The organism is Leifsonia sp. NCR5, assembly GCF_002105485.1.
Taxonomy (GTDB): domain Bacteria; phylum Actinomycetota; class Actinomycetes; order Actinomycetales; family Microbacteriaceae; genus Leifsonia.
On record NZ_NCSR01000011.1, the window covers coordinates 38732 to 53330 of the forward strand.

At 65.0% G+C, this 14599-nt stretch carries 16 protein-coding genes; 8 read left to right on the forward strand and 8 right to left on the reverse strand.

What is annotated here, in order from left to right:
* Window positions 1–103: 103 nt before the first annotated feature.
* Window positions 104–829: a DUF5677 domain-containing protein gene (locus B7438_RS10870; protein ID WP_085369575.1), complete on the reverse strand. Its 726-nt coding sequence runs from the start codon at window positions 827–829 to the stop codon at window positions 104–106.
* Window positions 830–1170: 341 nt separating this feature from the next.
* Between B7438_RS10870 and B7438_RS10875 the strand changes: the two genes are divergently transcribed.
* Entirely contained in the window at window positions 1171–2574 is a 1404-nt protein-coding gene (locus B7438_RS10875) for a ParB/RepB/Spo0J family partition protein (RefSeq protein ID WP_085369576.1), read from the forward strand.
* 53 nt (window positions 2575–2627) lie between these two features.
* On the opposite strand, the gene B7438_RS10880 is transcribed toward B7438_RS10875, so the two are convergent.
* The 6 genes from B7438_RS10880 to B7438_RS10905 form a co-directional block, all read right to left on the reverse strand.
* Window positions 2628–2900 (reverse strand): hypothetical protein, encoded by a 273-nt coding sequence (locus B7438_RS10880; RefSeq protein WP_143465801.1) that lies wholly within the window; start codon window positions 2898–2900, stop codon window positions 2628–2630.
* A gap of 467 nt (window positions 2901–3367) precedes the next feature.
* Window positions 3368–4351, reverse strand: coding sequence for a thioredoxin-disulfide reductase (trxB, locus tag B7438_RS10885; protein ID WP_256921981.1), 984 nt, complete (start codon window positions 4349–4351; stop codon window positions 3368–3370).
* The gene (locus B7438_RS10890; protein ID WP_085369579.1) at window positions 4348–5010 is read right to left on the reverse strand and encodes a phosphatase; all 663 of its coding nucleotides are present in this window, start codon (window positions 5008–5010) and stop codon (window positions 4348–4350) included. Before B7438_RS10890 ends, trxB begins: the two co-directional genes overlap by 4 nt.
* A gap of 5 nt (window positions 5011–5015) precedes the next feature.
* On the reverse strand, window positions 5016–5426 hold the full coding sequence (locus B7438_RS10895) for an arsenate reductase ArsC (protein WP_085369580.1): 411 nt from the start codon (window positions 5424–5426) through the stop codon (window positions 5016–5018).
* A gap of 70 nt (window positions 5427–5496) precedes the next feature.
* A complete protein-coding gene (locus B7438_RS10900; protein ID WP_085369581.1) occupies window positions 5497–6402 on the reverse strand; it encodes a metalloregulator ArsR/SmtB family transcription factor in 906 nt (301 codons plus the stop codon).
* A gap of 29 nt (window positions 6403–6431) precedes the next feature.
* The gene (locus B7438_RS10905) at window positions 6432–7682 is read right to left on the reverse strand and encodes an NAD(P)-binding domain-containing protein (RefSeq protein WP_256921982.1); all 1251 of its coding nucleotides are present in this window, start codon (window positions 7680–7682) and stop codon (window positions 6432–6434) included.
* A 145-nt stretch (window positions 7683–7827) separates the two neighbouring features.
* Here B7438_RS10905 and B7438_RS10910 point away from each other — a divergent pair, with 145 nt between their 5' ends.
* Both B7438_RS10910 and B7438_RS10915 read left to right on the forward strand, forming a co-directional pair.
* Window positions 7828–8181: a helix-turn-helix transcriptional regulator gene (locus tag B7438_RS10910; protein ID WP_085369583.1), complete on the forward strand. Its 354-nt coding sequence runs from the start codon at window positions 7828–7830 to the stop codon at window positions 8179–8181.
* Window positions 8178–9359: an MFS transporter gene (locus tag B7438_RS10915; protein ID WP_179150789.1), complete on the forward strand. Its 1182-nt coding sequence runs from the start codon at window positions 8178–8180 to the stop codon at window positions 9357–9359. The genes B7438_RS10910 and B7438_RS10915 overlap by 4 nt, the downstream gene beginning before the upstream one ends.
* On the opposite strand, the gene B7438_RS10920 is transcribed toward B7438_RS10915, so the two are convergent.
* Complete coding sequence (locus tag B7438_RS10920; RefSeq protein ID WP_306293893.1) at window positions 9356–9982, reverse strand: ArsR family transcriptional regulator; 627 nt, start codon at window positions 9980–9982, stop codon at window positions 9356–9358. The genes B7438_RS10915 and B7438_RS10920 overlap by 4 nt on opposite strands.
* 77 nt (window positions 9983–10059) lie before the next feature.
* Here B7438_RS10920 and B7438_RS10925 point away from each other — a divergent pair, with 77 nt between their 5' ends.
* The 5 genes from B7438_RS10925 to B7438_RS10945 all read left to right on the forward strand — a co-directional run bounded on the left by B7438_RS10925 (window position 10060) and on the right by B7438_RS10945 (window position 14278).
* Window positions 10060–10797, forward strand: a complete 738-nt coding sequence (locus B7438_RS10925; RefSeq protein WP_085369586.1) for an MIP/aquaporin family protein — start codon at window positions 10060–10062, stop codon at window positions 10795–10797.
* 14 nt (window positions 10798–10811) lie between these two features.
* Window positions 10812–12197 carry an FAD-dependent oxidoreductase gene (locus B7438_RS10930; protein WP_085369587.1) on the forward strand — a complete coding sequence of 462 codons (1386 nt, stop codon included), beginning with the start codon at window positions 10812–10814 and terminating at the stop codon, window positions 12195–12197.
* Window positions 12194–12604 (forward strand): low molecular weight phosphatase family protein, encoded by a 411-nt coding sequence (locus tag B7438_RS10935; protein ID WP_085369588.1) that lies wholly within the window; start codon window positions 12194–12196, stop codon window positions 12602–12604. Before B7438_RS10930 ends, B7438_RS10935 begins: the two co-directional genes overlap by 4 nt.
* A gap of 33 nt (window positions 12605–12637) precedes the next feature.
* On the forward strand, window positions 12638–13138 hold the full coding sequence (locus B7438_RS10940) for a GNAT family N-acetyltransferase (protein WP_085369589.1): 501 nt from the start codon (window positions 12638–12640) through the stop codon (window positions 13136–13138).
* Between the two features lie 279 nt (window positions 13139–13417).
* On the forward strand, window positions 13418–14278 hold the full coding sequence (locus B7438_RS10945; RefSeq protein WP_085369590.1) for an ArdC-like ssDNA-binding domain-containing protein: 861 nt from the start codon (window positions 13418–13420) through the stop codon (window positions 14276–14278).
* Window positions 14279–14599 lie beyond the last annotated feature (321 nt).

A 14599-nucleotide genomic window follows, 5' to 3' on the forward strand; every position in this document is an offset into this window, starting at 1 on the left:
GAAGAAGTTCGGCAATTCCAAGGCTCAGCGCGCATACACCGTACTGTCGAACGATGACATGCCTACGCGTCGCACGTGAGCCGATCGAGAATCCGCCATGCGCTCAGTCGGAGTCCGTCGGGAATCGCCGGCCCTCAGCTGGCAGATGGGTATCGAGTCGCCAGAGCAGACCTTGACTAGTCGCTAGCTCAAGCCCGTGAGCGTCGCCTTCTAGCCGGGCAAGCACCCAGGCCGCGAGGCAGCAAGACGTCGCCAGCGTGTGGAACACGTCAATGTCATGGACATCGGACGGGGCACTCGCAACGGCAACAATGCCGTCGTCTTCAACGAAGTAGTCAGTCACCACTTGATCCGTGACATGGCCAGCCCTCGACAGTATGGTGTACGCGCGCTGTAGGTAGCCCGTGGCATCAAGCGCCTTGAGGACGCTGTCCTTCCCGGTGAACTTCGGCATGCCGCGGCGTGTCGAACCATTGACGCTTCGTGGAACCTGCGCCTCCAAACGGACGATCAGCTCGTCCCACTCCGGGTCGTCGACGTCGCGCGATCCCTTCGCGTAGTCCACGCGTGCCTGGAGCATCCGGACTTCTAGCCGGTCGACTCCGTCTGGAGTCAGGAACGCCCACTGCGCCGTAACCGCATGTTCGAGCGCGCTGCGGACCAGGGGCCGCGCTTCGGCCTCAAAACCCCGCTTTTCGAGTAGGAGATATGCTCGAGCCGCCCGCCGGACTCGTTCGATCAATCCCCCGAGGATACGAAAGTCCCAGCCGTATTCATCCAAAACACGGATGCCGTCGGCGTGCTCTCTGTCCTGAATGAACCGCAGCATCCAGGGGAGTAGATCCTCTCTGCTAGGCGGCACAAGCCCCAGAATAGCTTCGACACGAGCTGCACTTCTGGCATGGACCGTCTCGCGCGTTACCCGCAAGGCCCCTGAGCCCTAGTTCTCCTCAGACGGAATCGGGAGCGGCGCTCTGCCTGCTGGGTTGTCCGTCTGCCTGGCCGTCGATCGTAGTTCGCTCCCGCGGGCTGCGTGCCGGGCTTTCGCGGCATATCCTCACTCGCTGCGCTCACTCCGGTATTCCACGACCCGGCACTCCGCTCGCTCCCTCTCACCCTCGATCCCCTTGCCAGACAGGCGAACAAGAACAGTTGAAGGGAAACAGCGAAATGAGCGACACCACCCCGGTTGCGGGCACTATCGAACACCTCGACCCCCACACCCTGATCATCGAAACCAACGTCCGACCCAGCGCACCCATCACTCCGGCCTTCGTGCAGAGCATCAAGGAGAACGGGGTTCTCACCCCTGTCCTCGCCCACCGAGGCGACGACGGCCAGGTGATCGTCCGTGCTGGACAACGCAGGGTGTTCGCTTCCCGTGAAGCCGGTCTCGCCACCATCCCCGTCTACCTGGTGGAGGCAGACGAGGTGACGGCGGAGCGGATCGTCCAGCAGATGGTTGAAAACGACCAGCGGGAGGCCCTCAGCGACGGCGACCGTGCCGCCGCGTTCCAGCAACTCGCGTTCGAAGGGCTCAGCGTCACCGCAATCGCTCGACGAACCGGTATGAAGCCGAAGGAGGTCAAGACCGCGTTGACCGTCGTCGAGAACCAGGCTGCGGCGAGCGCAATCCAGGAGCACCAGCTGACCCTGGATCAGGCGGCGGTGTTGATCGAGTTCGACGGCGACGACGAGATACGCGCTGACCTCATCCAGGTCGCGACCACCGACCCCACCCAGTTCGCGCACGCGGCCCAGCGGGCACGAGACGAGAAAGCCCGAGCCACGACCAAGACGGACACCGAAGCCGACCTGGCCGGTCGCGGCTACATGATCCTCGACACCGACCCCGGCTACTACGACACCGAGTACACCCGCATCAGCGAGCTCCTCACCGCCGACGACCAACGGGTCACCGTCGAACACATCGAGAACATTGACGGACGCGCCGCCCACGTCCGCGTCTATGCCGACGGTGACGCCAACATCAGCTACTTCATCCAGGACGCGAAGGCCGCCGGGTTCCACCGCTACGGCGGCGGAACGTCCAAGTCCGGCCCGATGACGGATGAAGAAAAGGCCGAGCGGCGCATCCTGATCGCCAACAACAGGGCGTGGGCATCCGCCGAAGTCGTCCGCCGCGAATGGCTCACCACCCTCCTCTCCCGCAAGACCCTCCCCAAGGATGCGGCGGTCGCGATCGCCAGGGGACTCACCGTTCACAGGCAGGCGATCAGCACCGCCACCCGCGAGGGGAACGAGCTCGCCCACCACCTGCTCGGGATGGAGCCGTCCGGCTACTTCGAGAGCGACAAGCTCGCAGCGCTCATCGCACAGACTCCGGCCAAGGCTCAGCATGTGGCTCTCGCGGTCGTGCTCGGAGCGTGCGAATCCGTCACCAGCAAGCAGACCTGGCGCTACCCGTCGCCCACCGACACCGACTACTTCTCGCTTCTCGCCAGCTGGGGATACAGCCTCAGCGACGTCGAACAGGTCGTGATCGCCAACGGGTCCACAGAGGATGAAGGAGAGGCTACGTCGGTCACTACGGAGCCTGACTCAGGAGAGTGATCCTGATCGGCAGGAGCGGGCCCGTACACGGGGCCCGCTCCTCATTTGCGCGTTCAGGAAAGTTCCCGGCTCGTGGCCCCGATCATCGTCGGCCCGACGACCGGACCTCCTCGCTGGGCTACTCGATTGAAGGCCACGAACGGCACACACGCCGTTTCCGCCGTCAGCGCCGCCAGCCGGCCGATCGGCGTGCGCGGATCAGCGGCGACCGCCCACCCATCGACGGCGTACCGACTCACCGTCTCGACACACTCCCGCTTCTCCTCCGCAGACGGGCTCGTCGAGCCGACTACCCCGATCAGTCCGCCTCGCAGTTCCGGACCCATGTTTCTCGTATCGATTACGAATACCCGCATCCTGATCACTCCCCTGGTTGATCGTTTTGTTTGCCTTTCCGGCGGGGAGATCAGTGGCGAGTGGGAGGTGCGGAGTGCCGGGACCGTGGAATACCGGAGGGAGCGCAGCGAGTGAGGATATGCCGCGAAAGCCCGGCACGGAAGTACCGGGAACGAGCTACGATCGGGCGGCGGAAAGACACACAAACCGCAAGGACAGCGCCGCCAACGGCGGCTCGAATCAGGTGTTCATGCTGACGCACCTGAGCAGATCCTGCCGATCTCCGACGCCCGGGACCGACTTATCTGCCACGAGATCGGCTGGCCGGAGCGAACCGCCAGGCTGCAATCGGGCTTCGCAACGGCATTGCACGTGAGCGCCGGCATTCGTCATGGTTCCCGCGCGCGTCGCAAGCGGTGCAGGTCCAAGGGAGCCGACAAGGGATCTTGTTCTTAACTCAGTTGTGCGCGAGCGTGTCCCCAAGAGCGGTCTGCGACTGCGCGTGCGTCCCGAGTCCGTGCGCGGCCAAAAAGTGCTCGGCATCGAGCGCTGCCGCGCATCCCGTTCCGGCCGCGGTGATCGCTTGCCGGTAGCGACGGTCGACGAGGTCACCGCAGGCGAACACGCCGGGCAGGTTCGTCTCGGTCGTCGGGTGCTTGACCTTCACATAGCCGTCCGGGTCGAGGTCGATCTGCCCGGCGACCAACGCGCTGCGCGGATCGTGACCGATGGCGACGAACAAGCCAGTCGCGTCCAACGTGCCCGGTTCACCCGTGACCGTGTCGCGGAGGCTCAGCCCTCTCAACTTCTCGTCTCCGTGGGCTTCGGCGATTTGCGTGTTCCAGCGCAAATTGATTTTGGGGTTCTCCCGCGCCCTGTCCTGCATGATCTTCGACGCGCGGAGCTCGTCACGGCGGTGGATGAGCGTGACGGAGTTGGCGAACCGGGTGAGGAACATCGCCTCTTCTAGGGCCGAGTCGCCGCCCCCCGCCACTGCGATGTCCTGGTTCTTGAAGAATGCACCGTCGCAGGTGGCGCACCACGAGATGCCGTAACCGGATAAGCGATCCTCGCCCTCGATTCCCAGCTTGCGATGGGCGGACCCCATCGCCAGGACGACGACGTGTGTCAGATACTCGGCACCGCTTCCCGTGGTGATCGTCTTCACGTCGCCGGTGAGGTCGACGGCGGTGGCGTCGTCATAGACGAGGCGCGCGCCGAAGCGTTCGGCCTGTTGGCGCAGGTTCTCCATCAGGTCGGGGCCTTGGATGCCGTCGATGAAGCCAGGGAAGTTCTCGACCTCCGTGGTGTTCATCAGGGCGCCGCCGATCTCGACGGAACTGGTCAGCACGATCGGGTCCAGACCGGCCCGGGCCAGGTAGATGGCGGCGGTGTATCCGGCAGGGCCGGAGCCGATGACGACGACGTTCTCGACGCTCACGCGGGCGTCACCTCCAGACTCTTCAGCAGCTCGCGCACGTGCTGCTCCACCTCGGCACGGATCTCCCGCACCGTTTCGATCGGCTGCCTCTGCGGATCGCGCAGCTCCCAGTCCTGATATCGCTTGCCTGGGTAGATCGGGCATGCGTCGCCGCACCCCATCGTGACGACCACGTCCGCCGCCTGCACGACGTCGTCGGTCAGCGGCTTCGGAAACTCGCGGCTCATGTCCAGCCCGATCTCGGTCATCACCTCGACGACAGCCGGGTTCAACTCATTGGCTGGCATCGACCCGGCGGAGCGGACGTGGACGCGGCCGCCGGAGAGAGCCTCAGTAAGGACGGCGGCCATCTGGGAGCGGCCAGAGTTCTGCTCGCAGACAAACAGCACCTCGGGCCAGATCACCGGCAGCGCACCCTTGGCCTGGGCAAGCGCGGTCAGCCGTTCGGTCGCGAAGTGGATGGTGCGGGTCGCCAGGTGCGCCTTCACGGTCGCGGTGCGCAGCAGGGCGGTGTAGGACTCCAACACATAGCGTTCAATCGTTTCCCGGTTGAAGATGCCCTCGAACTTGACCGCCAGCTCGTCCGACAGCCGCCGCAGATACTGCTCTGGATACGCGAGTTCCGGTTGTGCTCGGCGCCCCGTTGCGTCGATGGTCATGAGTCTCACACCGCCGCGGGGAGAAGCTCGGCGAGAAGGTTCGCCACGCGCTGCTTGATGTCGTCGCGGATCGGACGGACCTCGTCCACCGGACGGCCGGCCGGGTCGGTGAGCTCCCAGTCCTCGTAGCGCTTGCCCGGGAAGATCGGGCAGGTGTCGCCGCAGCCCATCGTGATCACCACGTCGGACTCCTTCACAGCCTCGGTGGTGAGAATCTTCGGCTGCTCGTTCGCGATGTCGATGCCCTCTTCGGCCATCACCTGCACGGCGACCGGGTTGATCTGATCCTTCGGCTCGGACCCGGCGGAGAGGACCTCGACGCGGCCCCCGGAGAGGTCGCGCATGAAGCCAGCGGCCATCTGAGAGCGGCCGGCGTTATGGATGCAGACGAACAGGACAGTGGGCTTCTCGGACATGGTTCTCCTCGGTTCTCGACGACTACGTCAAGCATAGATATAGATCAATGCTTTTTCCAGTCGCAGACTCTTAGTTCTCGACTCGTTCACCTTCGAGCTGTTCGAGCAAGCCACGAACCCGCCTCTCGATGTCATCCCGGATCTCTCGCACGCGTACCACCGGCTGTCCAACCGGGTCAGGGACGTCCCAGTCCAGGTACTCCCGACCAGGAAAGACCGGGCACGCGTCGCCGCAGCCCATCGTGATCACATAGTCCGCCGCCCGCACCGCCTCGTCCGTCAGTGGCTTGGGGAACTCGCCGCCGAGGGGCATGCCGATCTCATCGAGCACGGTCACGATCGTCGACCGGACCGCGTCGGCCGGCTCAGAGCCAGCGGTCCGGACGATGACTCGATCACCGGCGAGCTGGCGGAGGATCGCCGACGCGAGCTGAGAGCGGCCCGCGTTCTGCACACACACGAAGAGCACCTCCGGGACGGCGTGCGAGGATTCGCTGGCGCGGAGAATCGCGTCGAGACGGTCGATCGTGAAGCTGCTGGTCTGCGATGCACGATTGGGATGTGACCCGTCGCGTTCCCCGAGGATCTGATAGCTGTCCTCGACAAACTCACGGACCGTCTCCGGCGCGAGTACGCCACGATACCGAGTCGTCAGGTCGGCGACGATCCGCTGCAACGCGGCTGTGTCGTCGGTCGCCTGGCCATCGCTGACCAGGTCGGAGACCCGGTCGAGCTGAGAAGGCGTGATCGAATACCAGGCAGTCCGTCCAGCCTGTTCCCGCTCGACCAGACCTTCGTTCTTCAGCATCCGCAGATGGTGAGACACGGTCGGCTGCGTGAGACCCAGGGCCTCTGCCATGCGAGTCACTGATCCCCTGCCCTCCTCGGAATCCAGAATGATCCGGAGGAGGGCAGCGCGGGTGGGATCGCTGATTCGCTTGAGGCTCTGCAGTCCCGGGGCGTTCGCGACACTCATAGACGCGAGTCTATGCTCCCCGCGAGAAGTCAGGAGCAGCAGGACCCGGAACTTCCTCCCGTGGAGCAGACTCCGGTCGCCGGCAGTACGAGCTGCACGTTACGCGCGGCCGCGATATCGCCGGCGAGGTATGCGGTGATCGAGCGGACCTGCTCGTAGCCGGTGGCGAGCAGGAAGGTCGGTGCGCGGCCGTAGGACTTCATGCCCGCCAGGAAGAAGTTCGGCTCCGGCTGCTGCAACTCGGCGAACCCGTGCGGCTCGACCGTGCCGCACGAGTGGATGTTCGGATCGATCAGCGGCGCCAGTCGGACAGGTGCCTCCACGATCTCGTCCAGGTCAAGGCGGATCTCACGCAGCATGTCGAGGTTGGGCCGGAACCCGGTCGCATTGACCACGACATCGGTGTCATGCTCGACGAGTTCACCGGCGCGCTGGCCGATCAGCTTGACACCGTCCGCTGTCGGAGCGAGCCGGAGGATCTCGAACCGGTCGAGCTGCTCGATGGCACCGGTGTCGATGAGGCGGTCAACGCGCTTGCCGATTGCTGCGCGCTCGATCAGCTGGTCATCATCCGACGTTGAGACACGGACAGCGCTGACGTTACGGATCAGCCAGGTAATCTGCGTGTCCGGGACCTCGCGCTTGAGCGCCGCGAGGTTGAGAAGCGTGTTGGCGGCCGAGTGCCCGGCACCGACGACCGTCACGCGCTTACCAGCGAAACGGGCGCGTTCCCTCCCGACCACATCGGGGAGGGCGTGTGAGACGTACTCCGCAACCGCCGGCAGACCGAGCGGGTCGAGGCCAGACGAGGCGAGGCTGTTCGGGGTGAGGTAGGTTCCCGACGCGTCGATGACAGCGCGTGCAGTGACCTCCCGCACCTCGCCGGCATCGTGGATACGGAGCAGGAACGGGGTGTCAGCGCGGCCAGTGCTGCGGGTGCGGTCCATGCCTTCGCGGCTGACGTCGCTCACCGTCACGCCGTAGTGAATGTGCGGGCGGATCGAATCGAGCGCCGCGAGCGGTGCCAGATACTCGTCGAGGAACTTACCGCCGGTGGGAAGTACCTTCTCGTCCGGCGCCGCCCATCCAGTATCCGCCAGGAGACGGGCGGCCGCCCGATCGATGAGCATCTTCCACGGCGAGAAGAATCGGATGTGCGCCCACTGGGCAACGCTGTGGCCCGACGCATCTCCGGTCTCGTAAATCTCGAACGGGATGCTCCGTTCGACCAGATGCGCTGCCGCGGCGAGCCCGATCGGGCCGGCGCCGATGATCGCCACCGGGAGCCCGTCCAGGCGACTGCTGCGTACCACGGGGGCAGTGAGGTCAACGAGAGTCATCCGTCATTCTCCATTCATCGAAGGTTTTCGATTTACAGTGTGCCCGCTTCATCGAAGTCTGTCAATGTACGGGTACACTAACAGCATGGCCGTCCTCGAAGCACTCCCGATCACCCCCGTGAATGCCTGCTGCACCCCGGTGACCAGCGAGATACTGTCACTCGACGAGGCCGAGTCGATGGCAACGGCCTTCAAGGCACTCGGGGACCCGACCAGGCTGCGCCTGCTCTCGATCGTGGCTAACTCCGAAGGCCAGGAGGCCTGCGTCTGCGATCTGACGGAGCCGGTCGGACTCAGTCAGCCGACCGTGTCCCACCACCTCAAACTCCTGATGGACGCGGGCTATATCACCCGGTCGAAGCGCGGCACCTGGTCGTACTACAAGCTGGTCCCGGGAAGTCTCGAGCGAGTCTCGAAGGTCCTCACCACGGCGCTGTGACCGAGGTCACCGAATCGGCGATCCCAACCAGACAGCCATCGCGCTGGAGCCTCGCCGCGCTATCGGCCGGCCAGATCCTGAACTGGGGAATCCTTTACTACGCACCGATCGTGGCCGCGCCCGCGATCAGCGCGGACACCGGCTGGCCCCTCACAGCCATCACCGGCGTACTCGCCGCGGGGCTGGTGGTCTCCGCCCTCACTGGCCTGCTCGTAGGGCGCCTACTCGATGCGTGGAGCCCCAGGATCGTCCTGACAGCCGGAACGATCGTCGGCGCCATAGGCATCGCCGCTGCATCGACGGCGACCAGCCCCGGCCTGTTCTTGCTGTGCTGGATCCTGGTCGGCGCGGCGCAAGCCGCCGTGCTGTATCAGGCAGCTTTCGCCATCATCACGCGCCGCTATGGCGGGCATCGACAGGGTGCACTTACCATCCTCACGCTCGCCGGCGGTCTGGCCTCCACCGTCTTCGCTCCCATCACTGCCGTCCTGCTCGGAGCCTCGAATTGGAGGACCGCCCTCCTGCTGCTTGCCGGACTACTGCTCGTCATCGGGGTTCCACTGCACTGGTTGTCAGTGGAGAAGCGATGGGCGCCGCAGGCCCCTCCGTCCGGCGAGCATCGGGTGGCGACTGTAATTCGAACCCGAAGGTTCTGGGTACTGGTGGGCACGATGTCATTGATTACCGCGAGCCTGTATGCGGTGACCTTGGCGATCATTCCGCTCTTCACGGAGAAGGGCGTGAGCTACGGGGTCGCCGCGCTGGCCCTGGGGTTTGTCGGCGCCGGTCAGGTGGTCGGCCGTTTGCTCTTCTACATCACACCCCGACGCTCGAAGCCGTGGCTACCGATCGCGATCATCGCATTGGGCTCGACAGTGGGGCTGCTCGCGCTGGCTCTGATTCCCGGCCCGGTGTGGCTCCTGATTCTCGTCGCGATCCTGGTCGGAGCGATACGTGGCGCTCATACGCTGGTGCAGGCGTCCGCCGCCGCCGACCGTTGGGGAGTCCGCAACTACGGGTCGATCAATGGTGCGTTCGCTGCACCGATCACCGTGCTGACGGCGCTCGCACCGGCGCTCGGGCCTCTCATCGCCAACAGCGTCGGCAGCTACGCAGGGATGGCTACGCTCATGGCCGGTGTGGCCTTGGCCGCGCTGGCTCTCGCACGGGCGACTTAGGTCGGCGTCAGGTGGGCGGCGAGGGAGTCGACCCTGCGTGCGATCTCCGCGAAGGCCGACTCGAATGCGCGAGCGCTGCCATCGGGCACCGGGTCGGGAATCGACCAGTGTGCGGCCGCCACCCCCAGCTCCTCGTGTGCGCGGTCACAGACGGTCACCACATAATCGCCTGTGGCGATGACGTCCGTGTAGAGCTTCGGTCGACCCATCAACGTCACGCCGTGCTGCGCCGCCACCTGAACGGCACCCTCTGCGACCCGTGCCGCCGGATGCGTGCCTGCGGAGACGGCCGGGACCGTGCTCGTACGCTCCCAGAGTGCTTCCGCCAGTTGCGAGCGTGCCGAGTTCGCACTGCAGACGAAGACGACGCGTTGCGCTGCTGCGTCGGCCGAGGGCCCAAGTGCCGAAAGCGCGGCCGGCCGCAGCCGCACGTACGTCCTCCGGCGATCTCCCTCGGAGCGCCCTCGCACGATGATCCCTTCACGCTCCAGGACACCGAGGTGGTGTGCGAGCAAATTCGTCGACACCCCGAGCTCTGCGACGAGCTCTCCCGGCGTCAAGTCGCCGAGAACGAGGAGGTCCAGGATTCGTAGGCGCAACGGATCGGCAAGCGCCGCGTGCACTGCAGCCCGCTCCTCCAAGGGATTTCGCCTACTGTTCATTACCTCAATCTTGACTGAGGTAATTCGCACCGGTCAAGATGTACGCGATGAATACGCGCCTCCTCCCCCGACTGCTCGCTGAATTCCTGGGAACCGGACTCCTGGTCACGGTCGTCGTCGGCTCCGGCATCGCCGCCAGCCGCCTTTCCCACGACACTGGCCTGCAGCTGCTCGAGAACAGCATCGCCACCGCCTTCGGCCTCGCCGTGCTGATCGTCCTGTTCGGCTCCGTCTCCGGAGCCCACTTCAACCCGGTCGTCTCACTCGTCGACTGGATCGTCGGCCGATCCGCCCGCAACGGACTGACCCTGACGGAAGCAGCGTCGTACATCCTCGCCCAGGTCTTCGGCGCCATCGGCGGAGCACTGCTCGCGAACGCGATGTTCGAGCTGCCCACCCGCGTCGCCACCACGGAGCGGGTCACCGCCGGGACGCTACTCGGCGAAGTCGTCGCCACGGCAGGACTCATCATGCTGATCCTGGCCCTGGCTCGAACGGGACGCAGCGCAGCAGCCGCCCCCGCGATCGGCGCGTACATCGGTGCCGCCTACTGGTTCACCAGCTCCACCTCTTTCGCGAACCCCGCCGTCACCATCGGCCAGATCTTCTCCGACTCCTTCGCTGGGATCGCCCCCGCGTCCGTTCTGCCCTTCATCGCCGCACAACTCGTCGGCGCCGCGATCGGCGTCGCACTCACCTTGGCATTGTTCCGCTCCGAAAAGGTGTTGGCCCAGGCCGCGGCGGACGTCGTCATCCCCCAGACCACCGATCGCTGAACGGAAACAGACCCATGCATCTCGTCGCCATCGGCGGCAGCGACGCCGGCATCTCCGCCGCGCTGCGCGCCCGCGAACTCGACCCGGCGACCGACGTCACTGTCGTCGTTTCCGACGAATACCCGAACTTCTCAATCTGCGGGATCCCCTACTACTTCTCGGGCGACGTGCGCCCGTGGCAGTCTCTTGCCCACCGGACCCACGCGGATCTTGAAGCAACCGGAATGTCTCTGCGGCTGAACACACTCGCCACAAGCATCGACGTTGCGGGCCAGCAACTGAGTATTCGGTCGTCCGACGGAAACGAGTCCGTGATCGCCTACGACGAACTGGTCGTCGGAACCGGTGCCCTTCCCGCTCACGCCGGCATCGCGGGGCTTGACCAGCTCACCCCCTCAGACGGACTGCACGTCATCCACTCGATGGGCGACACTTTCGCCTTGGACCGGTACCTCGAAGCCCGCGACCCGCGCACCGCGATCATCATCGGCGCCGGCTACGTCGGACTCGAGATGGCTGAAGGATTCACCGCACGCGGAATCGACGTCACCGTCCTGCAACGAGGGCCGGAAGTCCTTTCCACCCTCGACCCTGAACTCGGATCCTCCGTTCGTGAGGAACTGACCAACCACGGGGTTCGCGTGCGCACCAGTACCGTCGTTCGCGCGGTGGAGAAGGACACCGAAGGTCTTGTCGTGCACGCAGACAGCCATGGCGAGCCCGTACGTCTCAGAGCCGACGTCGTGCTCGCCGTCGTCGGAGTCCGCCCGAACACACAGCTTCTTGAATCCGCCGGGGCCACCCTCGGCGCCGGACGCGCGGTCGTCGTCGACGAACTCATGTGCACCGGACTCCCTCACATTTACGCCGCCGGCGACGGCGTCGTCACTCACCACCGGTTGCTCGGCGTCACTTACCTCCCGCTCGGGACGACCGCCCACAAGCAGGGACGCGTCGCGGGTGAGAACGCTGTCGGCGGCGAAGCCCGTTTCGCCGGCTCCGTCGGAACACAAGTCGTGAAAGTGTTCGACCTTGTTGCCGCCCGAACGGGCCTGCGTGACCGCGAGGCACACGCCGCCGGCTTCCAAACCGTCACCACCCAAACCGCTGCCGACGATCACAAGCGCTACTACCCGGGCGCTCAGCCCATCAGCATCCGAATCACCGGAGACTCCGAAGACGGACGTCTCCTCGGCGCGCAACTCATCGGCCGCCTTGGCACGGAAACCGCGAAACGCGTCGACACCTACGCCACCGCTCTCTTCGCTGGCCTTTCCGTCCAGCAGGTCAGCGACCTCGACCTCTCCTACACGCCACCACTCGGCTCGCCGTGGGATGCCGTCCAAGCAGCGACTCAGGCCTGGACCCGAGCCACCATCGAAACCATGGTCACCGCATGAATACCGCCCCCGTCGTCCTCTTCCTCTGCACCCACAACGCCGGACGGTCCCAACTCGGATCCCACCTCTTCCGCCACGTCGCCGGCGATCGCGCCCGCGCCACTAGTGCCGGCACGTCCCCCGCCGATGCGCCCAGCGAGCCCGTTGTGCTGGCCCTGGCCGAACTCGGCATCGACAGCTCCAATGCGCAGCCCCGAGCCGTGACGGTCGACGACTTGGTGACCGCCGATGTCGTCGTCGCCATGAAGCCAGGGCTTGAGCTCCCCGGCCCCGTTGCAGGACGGTTCGTCCAGTGGGAGTTCCCCGACCCCGTGAATTGGGACCTCGACGGCGTGCGTGAACTCCGGGACTCGATCCTGCTGCAGGTCGAGGAGCTGGTGGAGTGGGTGGCGCCCGCACAAGGATGATCCAATGACCATTCCGGAAAGCCCGTGTGCCGAATGATCATCCGCGCGCTTATACTCGCGGATTGGCCCGAAGTCGAAAGAATCTACGCCGAGGGGATCGCGACCGGCAACGCCACGTTCGAGTCCGCGCCTCCATCGTGGGAGAACTTCAACGCGAGCAGACTGCCGGTCGGGCGGCTGGTTGCGGTCGACGAGGCCGGAGTCGCGGGTTGGGCAGCTGTATCGCCGGTTTCCTCACGCAGCGTGTACCGAGGCGTGGTGGAGCACTCCATCTACGTCGCCGACCGCACCCGCGGTAATGGGCTCGGTCGGCAACTGCTCGACGAACTGATCAGCGCCTGCGACAACGCAGACATCTGGACCATCCAGTCGAGCATCTTCCGCGAGAACACTGCCAGCCTCCGATTGCACCAGCGGGCCGGCTTTCGAGTGGTAGGCCACCGCGAACGCATCGCCCTGATGACCTACGGTCCCTGGGCCGGGCAGTGGCGGGACACCATCCTCATCGAGCGGCGACGGGAAAGCAATCTGTAACTCCATCGTGCCCGCCAGTGCCATCGAGGGCTAGCTCAGAGATCAAAGCCACCTGGAGCCGACTACGTCGGCGCAGCCCTATTGGTCTTCTCACCGCTCCGGCCTCCGATCGTAACGGCCTCCGGCTGCTCCGTTCCCGACCCTCGCTATTTGCAGACTCCGTCGCTGCGCTCCTCCACTTAGCAACCGCTTCTGCCGGTCGCTGCTCCGCCTCCGCCCGTTCTTGATCTTCGTGCCGGGACGGCGAGAAAGACGAGTGGACAAAGGAGCAAACAAATCATGGGAAACACGACCATCACCCGAAGCGCGGAGGACCGACAAGCAGAGGCGGAGGCACTGCACGCGTCGATCGTGGAGCAAGTCCAACAGCTCGCCGACAGCGGCCAGTGGCGGGCGTTCCTGGAGTTCGCCCGCTCCTTCCACAGCTACAGCCTGAACAACCTTCTGTTGATCCTCGCGCAGAACCCGACTGCGACTATGGTCGCCGGGTTTCGACAGTGGCAGACAAAGGGTCGGCAGGTGCGTAAAGGCGAGAAGTCAATCAAGATCTTCGGGTATCGAGAGAAGAAGACTGAGACCGCCGCCGACACCGATGACGCGGCCGAGGACGCAGCTCGCGTGATCCGATACTTCCCGACTCTGTCCGTCTTCGACATCGCACAGACCGACCCGATCGAGGGAGCCGACCCGCTCCCGCGGGATCCCACCCAACGACTCATCGGCGACGACGACCACGGCGTCATCGCTCCACTGACCACCCACCTCGAGTCCCAGGGATGGAAGATCAGCAACGAACCTCTCACCCATGCCAGCGGTTACACCGACCCCCAGACGCAGCGCGTGGTCCTCGCGGAATGCCTCAGCGTCGAGCAGTCAGCGAAGACCCTGCTTCACGAGACCGCGCACATCGAGCTCCACCACATCGACAGCGTCGAGGAGTATCGGCAGCATCGCGGACGCATGGAAGTGGAAGCCGAATCGGTCGCCTACGTGGTCGGCGGCCTGTGCGGATTCGACACCAGCGCGTACAGCATCGGCTACATCGCCGGATGGAGCGACGAAGATGTCGCCGTGATTCGCGACTCGGCTACCCGCGTCCTCGCCGCGGCACACAACATCGTCGGGATGCTTGACAAGTAATCACCGATCTCACGTAAGAACCCCGACCCGCCTACCTGGGTCGGGGTTCTTTTCTGCTCCACAGCCCTTATTCAGAAGGGTCAGAGCACGGGTGGCAAATGCTGAGCGCAGGAGACACGCGCGACAAGAGAAGGACACGAAAAGAGGGAGGAGAACCAACAAAGGAAGCGACAGAGAGAAAACACCAACGGGAGAACAAGAGCAGGAGCCAGAGATCGAAGAAGGAGGACGGACTGACGACAAAGAGCGAATGCACGTAGGCACTCTTTGAGATGAGCTTGCGATTTGCGCGCCAAAAGGAGCGCGCAACCGGAACGTGTA